This is a genomic window from Microbacterium sp. NPDC089321 (genome assembly GCF_040684935.1).
Lineage (GTDB): Bacteria > Actinomycetota > Actinomycetes > Actinomycetales > Microbacteriaceae > Microbacterium.
Window position 1 is genome coordinate 1,180,710 of sequence record NZ_JBFBGX010000001.1, and the last position, 18,122, is coordinate 1,198,831.

Here is an 18,122-nt window from a genome sequence, read left to right on the forward strand (position 1 = left end):
ACAGGCCACCGTTTCACGGGACGAAACGCACGCCCGTGGCCACGGAACCGACGCTATGATCGAGCCATCACCACGGGAGTCCGCACGGGCGGGCTGAGAGGAAGCGAAAAGCGCTTCGACCGTCGAACCTGATCCGGATCATGCCGGCGCAGGGAGGAGTTCAGATGAGTACGTCCACGCACCGTTCCGCCACCGAGAACGCGACCACCGCATCCCCCGCACGCAAGCTCAACTGGCGTGTCGTCGACATCGTCGTCGCCGCCGTGCTCGGAGTCGCCACCGGCCTCATCTTCTGGGCCTGGAACGGCGCCGGCTATGCGTGGTTCGGCGCGGCCGACGCCCTCACCCCGGGTCTCGGCGGCATCGCCGTGGGCATCTGGCTGCTGGGCGGCGTGCTCGGCGGTCTCGTGATCCGCAAACCGGGAGCCGCTCTCGTGGTCGAGCTGATCGCCGCGATCGTCTCGGCGCTGATCGGCAACGTGTGGGGCATCTCGACCGTGCTGTCGGGCCTCGTGCAGGGGCTCGGCGCCGAGCTCATCTTCGCGCTGTTCCTCTACCGCCGCTTCACCCTGCCGGTGGCCATGCTCGCCGGTGTCGGCGCCGCCGCCGCGGCCTGGGTGTTCGAGCTGTTCTACGGGTCGTCTCCGAACATCCTGAAGAGCGTCGAGTTCAACTCGATCTACCTGGGCACGCTGGTCGTCTCGGGGGCGCTGCTGGCCGGTCTCGTCGGCTGGCTGCTGGTGCGCGCACTCGCCTCGACGGGAGCACTGAGCAGGTTCGCCGCCGGCCGGGAAGCCCGCCAGGAGGTCTGACGATGTCGGCTCCTGCTCGCGTCAGCGCGAACGGGTGGGGGTGGCGGTACGCCGGACGGCGTCTGCCGGCCGTCAGCGATGTCTCCTTCACCATCGAGCCCGGCGAACGGGTGCTGCTGCTCGGCGCCTCCGGTGCGGGGAAGTCCACGCTGCTGGCCGCACTCGCCGGCGTCCTCGGAGACGCTGAGGAAGGCGAGCGCACCGGCTCGCTGCTGGTCGACGGCGCGACACCCGAGTCCCGTCGCGGCGACATCGGGCTCGTGCTGCAGGACCCGGACGCGGGTGTGGTGCTGTCGAAGGTCGGCGATGACGTCGCGTTCGGCTGCGAGAATCTCGCGGTGCCGGCTGAGCAGATCCCTGGGCGCGTCGCCGAGGCGATGGAGGCCGTGGGGCTCGATGTTCCCCTCGACCGGCCGACCAAGGCGCTGTCGGGCGGGCAGAAGCAGCGCCTGGCGCTCGCCGGAGTTCTCGCGATGCGTCCTGGTCTGCTGCTGCTCGACGAGCCGACCGCGAACCTCGACCCGCAGGGCGTGCGCGACGTGCGCGACAGCGTGGCACGCGTGCTCGACGGCACCGGCGCCACGCTGGTCGTCGTCGAGCACCGCACCGAGGTGTGGGTCGACCTGCTCACACGGGTGATCGTGCTGGCCGCCGACGGCGGACTGCTCGCCGACGGCACTCCCGCCGAGGTGTTCGGCGCACATCGCGATGAGCTCGCGGATGCCGGCGTGTGGGTGCCGCATCACGACGTCGAGCTCTCGGTGCTGGGCGGGATGGTGGCTGCGGATGCCGTGCTCGAGACGCACGATCTGTCGGTCTCCCGCGATCGGCGCACGCCGGTGCAGTCGCATCTCGATCTCGATGTGCCGCGGGGGATGGCGACGGTCATCACCGGACCCAACGGCGCGGGCAAGTCGACGCTGGCGCTCACTCTCGCTGGATTGCTGCCCGAACTCGCCGGAGCCGTCGAGTCGGCACCCGACCTGGCTGGTCGCAGCGGACGCCGTCCTTCGAGGTGGACCTCGCGGGAGCTGCTCACACGCATCGGCACGGTGTTCCAGGAGCCCGAGCATCAGTTCCTCTCGCGCACGCTGCGCGATGAGCTCGCCGTGGGGCCTCGGGCGCTCGGCATGTCCGCCGGCCAGGTGGAGGCGATCGTCGACGACCTGCTCGAGCGGCTGCAGCTGGCGCCCCTGGGGCTCGCCAATCCCTTCACGCTGAGCGGCGGCCAGAAGCGCCGGCTCTCGGTGGCGACGGTGCTCGCGGCCTCTCCGCAGGTGATGGTGCTCGACGAACCGACGTTCGGGCAGGATCGCCGCGGCTGGATCGGCATCGTCGAGCTGCTGCAGAACGAGATCGCCGCCGGTCGCACCGTGATCGCCGTGAGCCATGACGATCAGGTGATCCGGCACCTCGGCGGCCAGCGTCTCGAGCTCGACGCGATGGGGGTGCGATGAGTCGGATGGATCTGCCGGCCGTCGCCTCCGCCGAGCGATCAGGCGAGCGCTCGGCCTGGCTCGACGGCGTGAATCCGGTCACGAAGATCGTGCTGGCGCTGGTGCTGTCGGTGCCGCTCTTCGCATCCATCGATCCGGTGAGCGCGCTGGTGGCGATCGGGCTGCAGCTGCTGTGCCTGCCGCTGACGGGCCTGCCGGTGCGCACGGTGCTGCTGCGCATGCTGCCGATCATCGTGTTCTCACCGCTCGCTGGTATCAGCATGCTGCTCTACGCCGAGCCGGAGGGGCGGGTCTACTGGCAGTTCGGGTTCGCCGCGGTCAGCGAGGGGTCGATCTCGCTGGCCATCGCGGTGACCCTGCGCGTGGTCGCCCTGGGGCTGCCGACGATCCTGCTGTTCGGGCGCACGGATCCGACCGAGCTCGGCGATGCGCTCTCGCAGGTGGCGCACCTGCCCAGCCGCTTCGTGCTCGGAGCGCTGGCAGGCACGCGCATGCTGGGTCTGTTCCTCGACGACTGGCGCACGATGGCCTTGGCTCGCCGCGCGCGGGGCGTGGGAGATTCCGGTGCCGTCAGGAGGTTCTTCTCGATGGCTTTCGTGCTGCTGGTGTTCGCGGTGCGCCGCGGCACGAAGCTGGCGATGGCGATGGAGGCGCGCGGGTTCGGCTCGGGCATCGAGCGCACGTGGTCGCGCCCCTCGCGCCTGCACCCGCGGGATGCCGTGGCCCTCGCGGGCGGCATCGCGATCATGGTGCTCGCGATCGCCGCGGCCGTCGTCGCAGGCGTCTTCAGGTTCGTCTGGAGCTGATCCGGTCCCGGCCGGCCGTCGCCGAGAGGCTCAGTCGAGAAGCGACCGGAGCACATCCTCGAGCACGATCGCGTGGTTGTGCTCGGTGTCGTTGACGGCGTAGACGAGGGTGACGACCGGATGCCCGCGCAGCTCGTCGACGAGGGTCGAGAGAGCCTCCGCCGATTCGCCCTCGAGCTGTGTGCGATAGCGCTGGGCGTTCGTGTCGAAGTCGGCCCCGGGGGCATGCCATTCGCGGCGCAGCTCGGTCGTCGGCGCGACGTCCTTCGCCCACAGATCGATCGCCGCGCGCTCCTTCGAGACGCCCCGCGGCCAGAGCCGGTCGACCAGCACGCGGAACCCGTCGTCGGGTGAGGCGCTGTCGTAGGCTCGTCTGCGACGAAGTTCCATACCCTCAGCATCCACCCGCTCGCGACCATCGCACCAGCGGGAGACTCAGAACCACGTATGCTGAGACTCAGTCGCATTCGGCGTCCGACCGGCGCCGAGCCGTTCGAAGGAGAACACGATGCAGATCACGGGACAGGGCGCGCTCATCACGGGCGGCGCGAGCGGACTCGGCCTCGCCACCGCACGCAGGCTCTCCGCGGCCGGAGCGCGGGTCGCGATCATCGACCTGCCGAGCTCCCCCGGCGAGGAGATCGCCGCCGAGCTGGGCGGACTCTTCCTGCCCGCCGACGTGACGAGCTCCGAGCAGGTCGCCGCGGCCGTGGCATCCGCCCATGCCGTCGCCCCGCTGCGCGTCGTCGTGAACTGCGCCGGCATCGCCCCGCCCGCCAAGGTGCTCGACCGCGACGGCAACCCGGCCGACCTCGACGCGTTCGAGCGCGTCATCCGCATCAACCTCGTCGGCACCTTCAACGTCATCTCGCAGGCCGCGGCAGTGATCGCCCAGACCGAGCCGACCGAGGGCGGCGACCGCGGCGTCATCGTCAACACCGCCAGCGTCGCGGCGTTCGACGGCCAGATCGGCCAGCCCGCCTATTCCGCGTCGAAGGGCGGCGTGCACGCGATGACGCTGCCGATCGCCCGTGAGCTCGCGCGCCACGGCATCCGGGTCTGCACCATCGCCCCCGGGATCATGGAGACGCCGATGCTCGCCGGCCTGCCGCAGGCCGCGCAGGACTCGCTCGGTCAGCAGGTGCCGTATCCGTCGCGGCTCGGCAAGCCCGACGAGTACGCCGCGCTCGTCGAGCACATCGTGGCCAACGGCTACCTCAACGGCGAGACGATCCGTCTCGACGGCGCCATCCGCATGGCGCCGAAGTAACCCACCCCCCCCGTTCGAATCGCGTGAATTGCGGCGATTCGGGCCGGAACACAGCGATTCACGCGATTCGAAACCAGAAAGCGCCACCCAGCAAGGGAGAGACCATGTCACTGGCCGGAAAGACCATCCTGATGTCGGGCGGCAGCCGCGGCATCGGCCTCGCGATCGCGCTGCGCGCAGCCGCCGACGGCGCGAACATCGCCATGCTCGCGAAGACCGACACCCCGCATCCCAAGCTCGAGGGCACGGTGCACTCGGCCGCCGAGGCGATCCGCGCGGCAGGAGGGCAGGCCCTGCCGATCGTCGGCGACGTGCGTGACGACGACCAGGTGACCGAGGCCGTCATGAAGACGCAGGGCGAGTTCGGCGGCATCGACATCGTCATCAACAACGCGAGCGTCATCGATCTCTCGCGCTCGCTCGACCTCGCCGCGAAGAAGTACGACCTCATGCAGGACGTCAACGTGCGCGGAACCTTCATGCTCTCGCGCGCGGCCGTGCCGGTGCTGCGCGAGGCGGCGAACCCGCACATCCTGTCGCTGTCGCCGCCGCTGAACCTCTCGCCGAAGTGGCTGGGCGCGCACACCGGATACACGCTCGCGAAGTACGGGATGACGATGGCGACGCTGGGCCTCGCGGCCGAGTTCGCGGATGCCGGCATCGCCGCCAACACGCTCTGGCCCCGCACCACGATCGCCACCGCCGCCGTGCAGAACCTGCTGGGCGGCGACAGGGTGATGGCGGCCAGCCGCACGGCCGACATCTACGCCGATGCCGCGTACTCGGTGATCACCAAGCCCGCCGCTGAGTACACGGGCCAGACCCTGATCGTCGAGGACGTGCTCGAGGCCGACGGCGTCACCGACTTCTCGAAGTACGCGGCGGTGCCCGGCACCCCCGACGACCGGCTGTTCCCCGACATCTTCCTCGACTGAGGCGCTCCTTCAGAACAGCAGGTAGAGCGACCCGGCGATCGTCAGCGCGATCACGAGCCGGTCGAACAGCTGCTGCGGCATCCGTCTGGCGAGGCGGATGCCGATCAGCGCACCGATCACGACCATCGGCGCGAGCGTGAGATCGAGCAGCAGCACCTCGGGCGTGAGCAGTCCGATGCCGGCGAGGAACGGCACCTTGGTGAGGTTGACGATCGCGAAGAACCACGCCGAGGTGCCGAGGAACACCTTCACAGGAGTGCGGGTCGCGAGGAAGTACATCGACATCACCGGACCGCCGGAGTTGGCGACCATCGTCGTGAATCCGGCGAGGGTGCCGTATCCGCCGGCGGCGATGCGACCGGATGCCCGTGCGCCGGGCTCGGCATCGTCGCCGGCCGGTCGCGCTGGTGCCCGATGCCGGCGCCAGAGCGTGAGCGCGATCATCGCCAGCAGGATGACGCCGATCGTGCGGCGCACGATCCCGTCGGTGCTCACCGCGAGGAACACCGCCCCCACGAGCAGGCCGACCACGACCGCCGGCGCGAGCCGCAGCAGGGTGCGCCAGTCGGCGTGCCGCCGATAGGCGATGAGCGCGAAGACGTCGCCGACGATGAACAGCAGCAGCATCGCCGCGGTCGACGTGCGCGCAGGCAGGACGGATGCCAGGATCACCACCGCGATGGTCGAGCTGCCAGGCAGGGCGGTCTTGCCGAGCCCGGCGATGAGCGCCGCGAAGGCCAGCAGCGCCCACGCCCAGATCTCCATGCCCTCCAGTCTCCCAGCCGGCACGCCGTACCCTTGACTCATGCCCGCATCCGACAAGACGCCGCCCTCCCGCAGCACGCCCGTGCGCAAGACCGGGCCCGCCCGCGGCACCCAGGTGCGCCCCGCGACCGAGGGATGGACGCAGCAGAAGGATGCCGAGGGGCGCCCGCTCCTGCAGTTCGCCAGCCCCAAGCGCGGCAAGCCGCCCGTCCACCTCGCCGACCTGACGCCCGCCGAGCGCGTCGAGAAGGTCAAGGAGCTGGGCCTGCCCGGCTTCCGCGCGAAGCAGCTGTCGACCCATTACTTCACGCACTACACCTCGGACCCGGCGCACATGACCGACCTTCCCGCGGCTCAGCGCGAGGAGCTCGTCACCGGCATGCTTCCGCCCCTGATGACCGAGGTGAAGCGCCTCGAGACCGACAGGGGCGACACGATCAAGTTCCTGTGGCGTCTGCACGACGGCGCCCTCGTCGAGTCGGTGCTCATGCGCTACCCCGGTCGCATCACGCTGTGCGTCTCGTCTCAGGCGGGCTGCGGCATGAACTGCCCGTTCTGCGCCACCGGCCAGGCAGGACTGACCCGCAACATGTCGACCGCCGAGATCATCGAGCAGATCGTGCGCGCCAACCGGGCCATCGCGAACGGCGAGCTCGGCGGCAAGAAGGCGAACGACCACTCGATGGAGCGCGTCTCGAACATCGTCTTCATGGGCATGGGCGAGCCGCTCGCCAACTACAAGCGCGTCATGGACGCCGTGCGCATCATGGTCGCGCCGCAGCCCGACGGCCTCGGTATGAGCGCCCGGGGGATCACGGTGTCGACCGTCGGCCTGGTTCCGGCGATCAAGAAGCTCGCGGATGAAGACATCCCGGTGACCTTCGCGCTGTCGCTGCACGCGCCCGACGACGAGCTGCGGGACGAGCTGATCCCGGTGAACTCGCGCTGGAAGGTCGGCGAGGCGCTGGATGCCGCTCGAGAGTACTTCGACAAGACCGGGCGCCGCGTGTCGATCGAGTACGCCCTGATCAAGGACATGAACGATCACCCGTGGCGCGCCGACCTGCTCGCCTCGAAGCTGAACTCCCGCGGCCGCGGCTGGGTTCACGTGAACCCGATCCCGCTGAACCCCACGCCCGGCTCGATCTGGACGGCCTCAGAGGTCGACGTGCAGAACGAGTTCGTGCGCCGCCTCAACGACGCGGGCATCCCGACCACTCTGCGCGACACCCGCGGCAAGGAGATCGACGGGGCCTGCGGTCAGCTCGTCGCCACCAGCGAAGACGAGGCCGAGGCCGCCGCGCTGGTCTGACCTCGTCGACGAGCAGGGGCGAGGACGCGGCGCGGTCAGCGGGGCGTGCGCAGCGCCACCATCCGGCCCGAACCCTCGATCAGCTCTGCCCACGACTCCGCGTCGACCGTGCACTCGGCGACCGCGCACGTCGGGAACTCGACGTGCTCGCCGGTGAGCTCGGCGACAGCATCTGCCATTCCGGGATTGTGGCCGATGAGCATCGCGACGTCGACGGCATCCGGAAGCGCCGCGGCCACCGACAGGATCGTGCGCGCCGAGGCCGCGTAGAGGGCCGGCTCATCGGCGACCTCGAGGCGGAACGCCGCCGCGTACTCGTCGGCCGTGGTGCGGGCGCGAAGCGCCGTGCTCGACACGATGTGCTGCAGCCGCAGCCCCTCGTCGACGAGCCTGGTCGCCATCGCCGGGGCGTCGCGCATCCCGCGGGCGTTGAGCGGACGATCGTGGTCGCGCAGCGCCTGATCGCCCCAGTCGGACTTCGCGTGGCGGGCCAGCAGCAGCGTCTTCATGGCGTCCAGCCTGGCATCCGCGACCGCTCGCCGCACCCTTCTCTGTGAGCCGCTCGCAGGGAGCGTTGGGGAGTCGCACAGCCGGGGTTTCCTACTCTGGAGGGATGTCCTATTCCGCACATCGCCCTGGCCGGATGGATTCCCAGGGGCGGATCTCGTTCGAGTCCGACGCTCCCGAAGGCTCGGTCACCGACGAAGACCTCGATTTCCTGCGCCAGTACGAGCCGACCGGCTCCGAGACCGCGCGGCCCGCTGACGACGCTCCGGAGACGCACCCGAGCACGGTGATCGACGAGTCCGAGCCCGCAGCATCCGACGAGCGGCCGGCCGAGCCCCGCCGTCCGAAGCGCGCACCGCGACCGAAGCGCGAGCGACGCCCCCGCACCCCCGGTTCGCGGATGCGGACGATGGCGATCCTCGGCGGCGCCGAGGGCGAGATCCTCGACCGGGTGCCCGGCGAGACGCCGCGCTTCGTGCAGATGTTCTTCGTGCTGGTCGGCACCGCGCTGGTCTCGGCGATCTCGATGATGTTCGCGCTGACGACCGGCGTGCAGGTCGCCATCTGGGTCGCGATCCCGCTGGCGCTCGTGTGGGCGGCGATCATCTTCAACCTCGACCGCTTCCTCACGTCGACGATGTCGTCGACCCGCAATGTCGGCAAGATGCTCGCGCTCGCGCTGCCCCGTGTCGCGATGGCCGCGCTGATCGGATTCCTCGTGGCCGAGCCTCTCGTGCTGCAGGTGTTCCACAACGACATCGCCCGCGAGGTGGCGTCCACCAACATCACCCAGTCGCAGTCCGACCAGGACGCCCTCGAGAAGGGCCCCGAGAAGAAGGCCCTCGACGCGGCGACCGAGCGCGTCGCCGCCCTCGAGAACCAGGCCGCGACCGGCGTCGTCGCCGGCACCGACTCGGGCTCGGCGAGCACGAGCGCCGCGAAGTCGACCGTCGACGAGCTGACCGCCAAGATGGCCGAGCAGCAGAAGGTCATCGACTCGGCCCGTGCGCTGTACCAGTGCGAGCTGACCGGCGAGGGCGCCGGCACCGTGCCGGGCTGCACCGGTGTGAACGGCGAGGGCTCGAGCTCCGACGCCGCGAAGGCGCAGCTCGCCCAGGCCCAGCAGACCTACGACGCGCTGTCGGCGCAGCTCCGGTCGGCGAACGACGACCTGTCGACAGCCGAGACCGACGCGAAGGCCAACACCGCGGCATCCGAGCAGGCCAACCGCGAGCAGGCGAAGGACCAGCTTCCGGCCGCGAAGAAGACCTACGAGCAGGCGCTCGCCGCATACAACGCGCGTGCCGACTCGGTCGCGCAGGGCAACGCCGGCGCGATCGGCCTGCTCAGCCAGATCACCGGGCTCAACCGCCTCGGCGAGAAGGAGCCGACGATCTTCTGGGCGCACTGGCTGATCGCCGCGCTGTTCTTCATGATCGAGCTGCTGCCCGTGCTCGTGAAGGTGCTCACCAGCTGGGGCGACCCGTCGCTCTACGAGCGCGCACGCGACATCCGCAAGCAGGTCGATCTCGACCGGATCACCGCCGAGGGCTTCCGCGATCGCGCGGCGATCGTGACGGCTGCGGATGCCCCTGCGGCCGCGTCACGGGCATCCGGGTCGTCACCGGCGGCTGTCGCGACCGATCCGGCGCCGACCCAGCCGATGACCAGGGCCGACATCCGCGAGACCGCCTCGGTGTGACGACGCCGGGCTTGTCAAGGCCCGACTCATCTGGCCGAGACCGCGTCGATCGCGGATAGCGTTGGTGCATGGTCAACTATCGCTACCTCGGAAACAGCGGACTCAAGGTCTCGGAGATCACCTACGGCAACTGGGTGACCCACGCGTCGCAGGTGGGTGACGAGGCGGCGATCGCGACGGTGCACGCTGCGCTCGACGCCGGCATCACCACGTTCGACACCGCGGACACCTACGCGAACACGGCGGCGGAGGTCGTGCTCGGCAAGGCGCTCGCCGGTCAGCGTCGCGCCGGCCTCGAGATCTTCACCAAGGTCTACTTCCCGACCGGGCCGAAGGGTCCGAACGACACCGGGCTCAGCCGCAAGCACATCTTCGAGTCGATCGACGGCTCACTGCAGCGGCTCGGAACCGACTACGTCGACCTGTACCAGGCGCACCGCTACGACTACGAGACGCCTCTCGAAGAGACGATGCAGGCGTTCGCCGACGTCGTGCGTCAGGGCAAGGCGCTGTACATCGGCGTCTCGGAGTGGACGGCCGAGCAGCTGCGCGAAGGACACGCGCTGTCGCGCCAGCTGGGCTTCCAGCTCATCTCGAACCAGCCGCAGTACTCGATGCTGCACCGCGTGATCGAGGGCAAGGTCGTGCCGACCTCCGAGAGCCTCGGCATCTCGCAGATCGTGTGGTCGCCGATGGCGCAGGGCGTGCTGAGCGGCAAGTACCTGCCCGGCCAGCCCGTGCCCGACGGCTCGCGCGCGACCGACCCGCACTCGGGCGCCGATTTCATCAAGCGCCTGCTGCAGGACGACATCCTCGAGGCGGTGCAGAAGCTCAAGCCCATCGCTGCCGACGCGGGTCTGACGATGCCGCAGCTCGCGATCGCGTGGGTGCTGCAGAACCCGAACGTCGCCGCCGCCCTCGTGGGCGCATCGCGCCCCGAGCAGCTCGCAGAGACCGTCAAGGCCTCGGGCGTGCGTCTGGGCGCCGATGTGATGACGGCGATCGACGAGGCACTCGGGGGAGTGGCGAACACCGACCCCGAAGACACCTACGACGTCTCGCCGAAGACGCGTCTGGTCTGAGGTTCGCCTCTTCAACGCGTTCAGGTCGCGATTCGTCCCGCCATTTCGGTGAAACAGCGGGACGAATCGCGACCTGAGTGCTGCGGATGCCCGAGACGGGCGTTCGCGTGCGGTTACTCCTTGACGGCGCCGGAGGTCAGCCCCTGGACGATCCAGCGGCTCGCGAGCGCGAACATCAGCATCGTCGGGAGGATCGTCAGCACGGCCGCCGCCGACATGGAGCCCCAGTCGATGTTGAACGTGGAGATGAATCCGTTCAGCGCCGACGGAACCGTGCGGTTCTCATCGGTGTTCATCAGCACGACCGACAGGAACAGCTCGTTCCAGCAGTTGACGAAGTTGAAGATGAACGCGGCGATGATGCCGGGGGTCATCACCGGGACGAGCACGCGGAACAGTGCACCGAGGCGGGAGCATCCGTCGATCTGCGCCGCCTCTTCGAGCGCGTCCGGCACGTTCTCGAAGAACCCGCGCAGCATGACCGTCGAGAACGGGATGCAGATCGCGATGTACACGAGGATGAGGCCGGGCTTGGTGTCGACCAGGCCCAGGTCGCTCATCATGGAGTACAGCGGTCCGAGCGCGATGAACGCCGGGATCATCTGCGTCAGCAGGAACGCGATCAGCACGGGCCCCTTGCCGCGGAACTCGAAGCGCGCGAGGACGTAGGCGCTGAGCAGGGCGATGAGCGTCGCCACCGCACCGGCCGTGACCGCCACCAGGGCGGAGTTGCCCAGGAAGACGCCGAACGAGCTCGTCTCGAACAGGCTGACGTAGTTCTCGAGCGACGGCTCGCTCGGCCAGTACTCGATCGGGTACCGGTTGATGGTGCCGGGGGACTTGAACGAGGTCAGCGCGATCCAGTACAGCGGGAACAGCGTGATGATGAGCCACAGCGCGAGTCCGACGACCCGGATGACGCCGCCGACGGTCACCTTGCGCGGACCGCGCGGTGCGGCTGCCGGGTCGGGGACGGTCACGCGGCGCGTGTCGGTGATCGAGGTGCGCGCCGAGGTGGGGCCGGTCAGGGTGGTCATCGCTGTGCCCTCCGCATCGCCATGAGATAGAACGCGCAGAAGACGAACAGGAACGCGACGACGATCAGGCCGATCGCGCTGGCGATGCCGTAGTTGCCCTGCTGCGTGTAGTTGATCATCCAGGTCGTGATGATGTGCGTCTGGTTCGCCGGCCCGCCGCTCGTCATCGCCCAGATGATGTCGGGGAAGTTGAAGATCCAGATCACGCGCAGCAGCACGGTCAGGAACAGCGTCACCGAGATGTACGGGATGATGATCGAGAAGAGCTGGCGGGCCTTGCCCGCGCCGTCGAGGCTGGCGGCCTCGAGCACGTCATCGGGGACCGACTGCAGGGCCGCGAGGATCATGATCGCGAAGAACGTGACGCCGTACCAGACGTTCGCGACGATCACGGCGAACATCGCGAGCTTCGGATCGGCCAGCCACGGCAGCGGCGCATCGATCAGCCCCGCCTTCATGAGCAGATCGTTCACGACGCCGAACTCGGCGTTGAACATCCAGCGGAAGAGCATCCCGATGAGGAAGCCCGAGACCGCCCACGGGAAGAAGACGAGAGCCTGATACAGGCCGCGGAAGCGGAACCTCTTGCGCAGCGCGAGCGCGATCAGGAAGCCGATCACCAGCTGCGGAACGAGCGAGCCGACCACCCAGAGCACGGAGTTCCATGCGACGGTCGGGAACGCCGGATCCTGGAAGACGGTGACGAAGTTGTCGAACCCCACGAACGGGGTCGAGGTGAGGTCCCACAGGTTCCAGTCGTGGAACGCCATGCGGGCGCCCTGCAGCATCGGGGCGTAGGTGAACCAGCACACGAACACGATCGCCGGCGCCATGAACGCGAGAAGGGTGAGCGCGTGGCGTGCGCGGAACGGGCGACGCGAGGGGGAGGCCCCGCCGGTGGTGCCGGCGGAGCCCCTCTCGCGGATGCCGCGGGTCGCGCGGATGCCGCGGGTGGTCGGAGCGGACAAGGTGATCAGCCCTTCTCCGCGGCGTACTTCTCCGTCCAGAACTCGTCCCAGGACGTCAGCAGCTCTTCGGTGGTCATGTTGCCGAGAAGCACCTTCTGCACATCCTGATCGGACTTCTGGATCCACTCCGTCCACCAGCTCACGCCGCGCGGCTGGCGCACGTTGATGTAGGTGTCGGGGTTCTCGGTCATCGTGACGTAGCTGGTCCACGGGCCGGTCTTGTAGAACTCGTCATCGGCGGCCGAGGTGACGATCGGCACGAGGCTGTTCGCCTGCGCGAACTCCGTCGCCGGCTCCTCCGAGGCGAGGAACTCGACGAGCTTGACGGCCGCCTCGCTGTTGGCGCTCTTCTCGGCGACACCCCAGCCCGCCACGGCGAGCGGCTGCGCGGCCTTGCCGCTGGGACCCGTGAGCAGGGGAGCGGTGTCCCACTGCTCGGGCTTCAGCGAGGAGTCCTGCACGGTCGCGATGACCTCGGGGTCCTGCAGCAGGAACGCGGTGGAGCCGTTCGTGAAGCCCGCGACCATCTCGGGGTAGCCCCACGACACGGCCGACGGCGGCGATGCCTTCGCGAACAGGTCGAAGTAGTCGTCGACGGCATCCTGCGCCTCGGGAGCCGAGAACATGGTGTCGCCGTTCTTCAGCAGGAACGCGTCGTCGACATCGAGGTCGTCGATCGTGTACGCCTCGATCGCCGCGACGACGTTGCTGTTCGCGTTCTGGCCGCCGCGGAAGGCGTAGCCGTAGATGTTCTTCGAGGGGTTCTGGATGGCCGACGCCTGCTCGAGCAGTTCCTTCCAGCTGCTCGGCGGGCCGTCGAAGCCCGCCTGCTCGACGAGGTCCTTGCGGTAGAACAGCGACAGGCCGTAGAAGCCGTAGGGCAGGAAGTAGCTCTTGCCGTCCTCGGCGACCGACGCCGACTGCGCGTTCTCGGTGAGCGCGTCCCATCCGTCCCACTTCTTCACGTCGCCGCTGATGTCGCGCAGCCAGCCGTTGTTCGAGAAGGGCCCGACGGTGATGTCGCGCACCTCGAGCACGTCGACGCCCTTGCCCGACTGCAGCATCTGCTGGATCTTCTGGTCGGCCTGCTCGGTGGGCGGCGAGACGAGCTTGACTTTGATGTCGGGGTTCTGCTTCTCGAAGTCGTCGAGCAGTCCGCGGATCAGCTCGGTGCGCGCAGGGTTGGTCAGGCTCTCGACCATCTGCAGCGTGACCTTGCCGTCGGCCGATCCGGCCGACGGCGAGCATCCGGTGAGGGCGAGAACGGCGACGGTGCCGATTCCTGCGACGGTCGTCAAGATCTTGTGCTTCACGATGTGCCTCTCTGTGGTGGGTTGGGGATCTTCTGGGGGCGGGGTGCTCAGGCGATGGTGGTCGTGAGGGGAACGCGGATGCCGGCGCGGCGCAGGATCTGCGGCACGCAGCGCTCGACGAAGGCCTCGAAGTCGGATGCCTCTGTGTAGAGGTGCGCCGAGAGGCGGAAGTAGCCGATGCCGCGGAAGCTGGTGAAAGCGGTCTCGACGCCCTCCTCGTCGAAGAGGTCCATGCGCAGCGCATCGGCCTCTTCGCGAGTCGCCCCGAGGCCGTCCGGCAGCCGGACCAGCCGCATCGAGGGGACGGGCGACGGCAGCGGGGTGAGGGGCTCGCGAGTGCTGAAGGGGCGCAGCGCCGCGGCGATCATCTCGGCGCCGGCGTCGGCGACTGCCGACAGTGCGTCACGGGCGGCCTCCCATCCGAACTCGCTCTCGACGAAGTCGATCGCCGCCGGCGTCGCGATGTACGTCGTGGCGTCGATCGTGCCCTGCGTGTCGAAGCGGTGCGGGTACGGCTCCGGTGCGCCCCAGGAGTCGATCAGCGGCCACAGCTCCTGGCGGTCGTGGGCGGCCGTCACCAGCAGTGCCGAGCCTCGCGGAGCGCACGGCCACTTGTGCATGTTCCCGAACCACCAGTCGCCGCCCGCCTGCGCAGCGGCCGAGGCGATCAGGCCCGGTGCGTGCGCGCCGTCGACGAGGGTGCGCACACCCCGCTCGGCGGCGATGTCGGCGATGCGCCGGGTGGGCAGCATGCGTGCGGTGGGGGAGGTGATCTGGTCGATCACGATGAGTCGCGTGTGCGTCGTCATCGCGTCGGAGAATCGCTGCACCACCTCGTCGTCGGATGCCAGCAGCGGCAGCTCGACGACGCGCACGGAGGCGCCGAAGCGGCGGGCCAGGCGCTGTGCGCCCATGGTGACCGCGCCGTAGCCGTGGTCGGTGACCAGGATCTCGTCTCCGGCCCCGAGGCGCAGCGAGTTGTACACGACGGTGGCTGCTGCCGAGGCATTCGGCACGAAGGCGCTGTCGTCGGCGCGCGCCCCGACGAACGGCGCCGTCTGCTCGACGGCCTCGCGGACCTGCTCGGCGATGCGCGGGAACCATCCGACGGGGGTGAGGTCGGCCTGATGCCGCAGCGCGTTCTGGTGATCGACGACCGCGGTGGGCACTGCGCCGAAGGAACCGTGGTTGAGGTGGATGATGTCGGGGTCGAGCGGCCACGCGTCACGGGCGCGCTCGTATGACTTCAGCCGGATAGGGGGGAACGGCGCTGCCGTGGTCATGCTTCCTCGCAGGTTTTCGGTAACTTGTTGCACAACTTTGCCACACCAGGGGGGATTGTGCGATGCCTGGGGCAGATGTATGACAAAGTCGTCCTACGAATTGGAACGGTGAGTGGCATCCGCCATACTCACTCCAGCGGATCGATGGAGGACCGATGAGCGCACTGGACACGGCCCTGCACGGATTGCGATCGCTCATCGCCGACAGCGCCCTGCGGCCGGGAGACCGGCTGCCCAGCGAGGGCGAGCTCTGCGAGCAGCTCGGCGTCTCGCGCGGATCGCTGCGTGAGGCGATCCGGATGCTCGCCGCGCTCGGCGTGCTCGAGACGAGGCACGGCTCCGGCAGCTACGTGAGCGAGCTCCGTGCCGCAGATCTCATCGGCAGCCTCTCGCTCACCGTCGGGCTGCTTCCGATGGAGGGCGTGCTCGAGCTCACCGAGCTGCGCCGAGCCCTCGAGCCGCACGCCACCGCGCTCGCCGCCTCGCGCATCGACGAGCAGACCCTCGACCACCTCGACGGTCTTCTCGATGCCAACGAGGCGACGGCCGACCTCGACGAGCAGTCCCGCATCGACCACGAATTCCACATGACGATCGCCGAGGTCGCGGGCCAGGACGCCCTGACCAGCCTCATCGGCGTGCTCAGATCACGCTCGCGCTCGTACCGGATGTCGGACCCCGGCGACGCGGCCGAGCTCAAGCTGCACTCCGATGCCGGCCACCGGGCGATCCTGCGCGGACTGAGGGAGGGCGACCCCGTCGCCGCAGCGGCAGCCGCGTCGGCGCACGTCGCCTACACCGAGTACTGGGTCAAGAAGAACTCGGGCAGCGTCTGAGCCCGAGCTCTCAGAGGCGGCCGAACATCGCGCCGGGATTCAGGACGTTCTGCGGGTCGAGAGCCTTCTTGATGCGCAGGTTCAGCTCGAGGACGTCGTCGCCGAGGTAGTCGGCCAGCCACGGCTGCTTGAGCCGGCCGACGCCGTGCTCGCCGGTGATCGTGCCGCCGAGAGCGATGGCGAGATCCATGACCTCGCCGAAGGCGAGCTCGGCGCGGGCCTTCTGATCGGCATCCGCCGGGTCGAACACGATCAGCGGATGCGTGTTGCCGTCTCCCGCATGCGCGACCACGGCGATCTCGACGCCGCGGTTCTCGGCGATCGCCCGCACGCCCTCGAGCAGGTCGCCGAGGCGCGGAAGCGGCGCACCGACGTCTTCGAGCAGCAACGTCCCTCGCTTCTCGACGCAGGGGATGGCGATGCGACGCGCCTCGACGAGCGCCTCGCTCTCGTCGGGGTCGCTCGTCGCGTACACCTCGGAGGCGCCGTTCAGTCCGCACAGCTGCTCGATCTGCTCGATCTGCGCGGTGGCCACCTCGGCGGGCTCGTCGGACTGCACGATCAGCATGGCCGCGGCGGTGCGGTCGAGCTCCATGCGAGTGACGTCCTCGACCGCGTTGATCGTCACCCGGTCCATGAACTCGAGCATCGAGGGGCGCATCGCCGCCTTGATGTCGACCACGGCCTGGATCGCCCCGGCGACCGTGGGGAACATCGCGACGAGCGTGGTGGGCTGACGCTGCGCCGGCACGAGCCGCAGCACCGCCTCGGTCACGATGCCGAGGGTCCCCTCGCTGCCGACGAAGAGCTTGGTGAGCGAGAGGCCGGCGACGTCCTTGAGGCGAGGGCCGCCGAGCGTGACGGCGCGGCCGTCGGCGAGCACCACGGTCAGGCCCAGCACGTAGTCGGTGGTCACCCCGTACTTCACGCAGCACAGCCCGCCGGCGTTCGTGGCGATGTTGCCGCCGATCGAGCAGAACTCCCACGACGACGGGTCGGGCGGGTACCAGAGGCCGTGCTCGGATGCCGCGGCCTTCACTTCGGCGTTGAACGCACCCGGCTGCACGACGGCCATCTGCATGGTCGGATCGATCGTGATCTCGCGCATCCGCTCGAGCGAGACGACGATCGCGCAGTCGACAGCCGTCGACCCGCCGGAGAGGCCGGAGCCCGCGCCGCGCGGCACGACCCCGATACCCGCGTCTGCCGCGATGCGCACGGCGGCCTGCACGTCCTCGGTCGATGAGGCCCGCACCACGGCGAGCGGGATGCCGGCATCCGGATCGTCCGCGCGGTCGCGGCGGTACGCCTCGAGCGAGTCCGGTGAGGTGACGACGGCGTCGGCGCCGATGGCGTCGACGAGAGCGGAGATCACGCTTTCGGAGAGCATGGCCTCCACTGTGTCACACGGCGACCGCGCCGGCCGTCAGAGCGTGGTGATGTCGACCTGCAGGTCGTGCGTGAGCCGCTCGATGTCGCCGCGCAGGGCCTCGAGGTCGGCCGACGACGGCAGTGTCGCCGTCACCGACGACTCGAACAGGCGCCCGCCGGCCATCGCCGCGTCGCGGGTCTGCGTGGTCATGCTCTCGATGCTCAGCGCGTGCGTGCTCAGCACGCCCGAGATCTCGCGCACGATGCCGGGGCGATCGTTGCCGAGCACGCTGATCGAGATGCGCTGGTCCGAGTCGGATGCCGAGGTGTCGGCGCCCGTGCGGACGGTGATCGACAGCATCCCGTCGAGGGCGTCGAGGTCGGTCCGCAGGGCATCGACGCGATCGTCGGCGACCGAGATCTCGATGACACCCGCGAAGGTGCCGGCGAGCTCGGCGAGCTGGCTGTTCTCCCAGTTGCCGCCGTGGGCGGCGACGACATCGGCGACGGCCGAGACGAGTCCGGGGCGATCCGCTCCCGCGACCGTGAGGATGAGCGTGGTCATGCGCTCAGCGTAGCCGTTCACAACTCAGGGGGAACGGCTGCTTTCGGGCCGCAACCGCACCGGCCGGGCCATTTCCGCCCCGACGCTCCTGAGTTATGAAC

18 protein-coding genes and 1 riboswitch are annotated in these 18,122 nt (G+C 69.3%); of the genes, 9 read left to right on the plus strand and 9 right to left on the minus strand.

Going from position 1 to position 18,122, the window contains the following annotated elements; translation table 11 throughout:
- Positions 1–62: 62 nt before the first annotated feature.
- Positions 63–172, plus strand: a riboswitch (TPP riboswitch).
- The 3 genes from AB0N59_RS05520 (at position 165) to AB0N59_RS05530 (ending at position 3,075) form a co-directional block, all read left to right on the plus strand.
- Complete coding sequence (locus tag AB0N59_RS05520) at positions 165–812, plus strand: ECF transporter S component (protein WP_363479882.1); 648 nt, start codon at positions 165–167, stop codon at positions 810–812. (Overlaps the previous riboswitch by 8 nt.)
- Positions 813–814: 2 nt before the next feature.
- Positions 815–2,269: an ABC transporter ATP-binding protein gene (locus AB0N59_RS05525; RefSeq protein WP_363479885.1), complete on the plus strand. Its 1,455-nt coding sequence runs from the start codon at positions 815–817 to the stop codon at positions 2,267–2,269.
- A 5-nt stretch (positions 2,270–2,274) separates the two neighbouring features.
- Positions 2,275–3,075 (plus strand): energy-coupling factor transporter transmembrane component T, encoded by an 801-nt coding sequence (locus AB0N59_RS05530; RefSeq protein WP_363479888.1) that lies wholly within the window; start codon positions 2,275–2,277, stop codon positions 3,073–3,075.
- 30 nt (positions 3,076–3,105) lie between these two features.
- On the opposite strand, the gene AB0N59_RS05535 is transcribed toward AB0N59_RS05530, so the two are convergent.
- Entirely contained in the window at positions 3,106–3,465 is a 360-nt protein-coding gene (locus tag AB0N59_RS05535) for a DUF488 family protein (protein WP_363479891.1), read from the minus strand.
- A 118-nt stretch (positions 3,466–3,583) separates the two neighbouring features.
- On the opposite strand from AB0N59_RS05535, the gene AB0N59_RS05540 reads away from it, so the two are divergent.
- On the plus strand, positions 3,584–4,345 hold the full coding sequence (locus AB0N59_RS05540; RefSeq protein ID WP_363479894.1) for an SDR family NAD(P)-dependent oxidoreductase: 762 nt from the start codon (positions 3,584–3,586) through the stop codon (positions 4,343–4,345).
- 104 nt (positions 4,346–4,449) lie between these two features.
- A complete protein-coding gene (locus AB0N59_RS05545) occupies positions 4,450–5,280 on the plus strand; it encodes an NAD(P)-dependent oxidoreductase (RefSeq protein WP_363479897.1) in 831 nt (276 codons plus the stop codon).
- Positions 5,281–5,289: 9 nt separating this feature from the next.
- Here the strand turns inward: AB0N59_RS05545 and AB0N59_RS05550 are convergent, their stop codons facing one another.
- Positions 5,290–6,045 (minus strand): sulfite exporter TauE/SafE family protein, encoded by a 756-nt coding sequence (locus tag AB0N59_RS05550; RefSeq protein ID WP_363479900.1) that lies wholly within the window; start codon positions 6,043–6,045, stop codon positions 5,290–5,292.
- Positions 6,046–6,085: 40 nt separating this feature from the next.
- Here AB0N59_RS05550 and rlmN point away from each other — a divergent pair, with 40 nt between their 5' ends.
- Complete coding sequence (rlmN, locus tag AB0N59_RS05555) at positions 6,086–7,357, plus strand: 23S rRNA (adenine(2503)-C(2))-methyltransferase RlmN (RefSeq protein WP_363479903.1); 1,272 nt, start codon at positions 6,086–6,088, stop codon at positions 7,355–7,357.
- Positions 7,358–7,392: 35 nt separating this feature from the next.
- On the opposite strand, the gene AB0N59_RS05560 is transcribed toward rlmN, so the two are convergent.
- Complete coding sequence (locus AB0N59_RS05560) at positions 7,393–7,866, minus strand: histidine phosphatase family protein (RefSeq protein ID WP_363479906.1); 474 nt, start codon at positions 7,864–7,866, stop codon at positions 7,393–7,395.
- Positions 7,867–7,970: 104 nt separating this feature from the next.
- On the opposite strand from AB0N59_RS05560, the gene AB0N59_RS05565 reads away from it, so the two are divergent.
- Both AB0N59_RS05565 and AB0N59_RS05570 read left to right on the plus strand, forming a co-directional pair.
- A complete protein-coding gene (locus tag AB0N59_RS05565; protein ID WP_363479909.1) occupies positions 7,971–9,566 on the plus strand; it encodes a DUF4407 domain-containing protein in 1,596 nt (531 codons plus the stop codon).
- A gap of 68 nt (positions 9,567–9,634) precedes the next feature.
- Positions 9,635–10,648: an aldo/keto reductase family protein gene (locus tag AB0N59_RS05570; RefSeq protein WP_363479912.1), complete on the plus strand. Its 1,014-nt coding sequence runs from the start codon at positions 9,635–9,637 to the stop codon at positions 10,646–10,648.
- A gap of 113 nt (positions 10,649–10,761) precedes the next feature.
- Here AB0N59_RS05570 and AB0N59_RS05575 read toward each other — a convergent pair whose 3' ends face one another.
- The 4 genes from AB0N59_RS05575 to AB0N59_RS05590 are packed head-to-tail and all read right to left on the minus strand — an operon-like array spanning position 10,762 to position 15,249.
- On the minus strand, positions 10,762–11,685 hold the full coding sequence (locus AB0N59_RS05575; protein ID WP_363479915.1) for a carbohydrate ABC transporter permease: 924 nt from the start codon (positions 11,683–11,685) through the stop codon (positions 10,762–10,764).
- Positions 11,682–12,653, minus strand: coding sequence for a sugar ABC transporter permease (locus tag AB0N59_RS05580; RefSeq protein WP_363479918.1), 972 nt, complete (start codon positions 12,651–12,653; stop codon positions 11,682–11,684). The genes AB0N59_RS05575 and AB0N59_RS05580 overlap by 4 nt, the downstream gene beginning before the upstream one ends.
- A 5-nt stretch (positions 12,654–12,658) precedes the next feature.
- Positions 12,659–13,966, minus strand: coding sequence for a sugar ABC transporter substrate-binding protein (locus AB0N59_RS05585; protein WP_363479921.1), 1,308 nt, complete (start codon positions 13,964–13,966; stop codon positions 12,659–12,661).
- A 47-nt stretch (positions 13,967–14,013) separates the two neighbouring features.
- Positions 14,014–15,249 carry an aminotransferase class V-fold PLP-dependent enzyme gene (locus AB0N59_RS05590; protein ID WP_363479924.1) on the minus strand — a complete coding sequence of 412 codons (1,236 nt, stop codon included), beginning with the start codon at positions 15,247–15,249 and terminating at the stop codon, positions 14,014–14,016.
- 155 nt (positions 15,250–15,404) lie between these two features.
- Between AB0N59_RS05590 and AB0N59_RS05595 the strand changes: the two genes are divergently transcribed.
- The gene (locus tag AB0N59_RS05595) at positions 15,405–16,085 is read left to right on the plus strand and encodes an FCD domain-containing protein (RefSeq protein ID WP_363479927.1); all 681 of its coding nucleotides are present in this window, start codon (positions 15,405–15,407) and stop codon (positions 16,083–16,085) included.
- Between the two features lie 10 nt (positions 16,086–16,095).
- Here the strand turns inward: AB0N59_RS05595 and AB0N59_RS05600 are convergent, their stop codons facing one another.
- Complete coding sequence (locus tag AB0N59_RS05600; RefSeq protein ID WP_363479930.1) at positions 16,096–17,475, minus strand: FAD-linked oxidase C-terminal domain-containing protein; 1,380 nt, start codon at positions 17,473–17,475, stop codon at positions 16,096–16,098.
- A gap of 36 nt (positions 17,476–17,511) precedes the next feature.
- Positions 17,512–18,021 (minus strand): ACT domain-containing protein, encoded by a 510-nt coding sequence (locus AB0N59_RS05605; protein WP_363479933.1) that lies wholly within the window; start codon positions 18,019–18,021, stop codon positions 17,512–17,514.
- Positions 18,022–18,122: the final 101 nt, after the last annotated feature.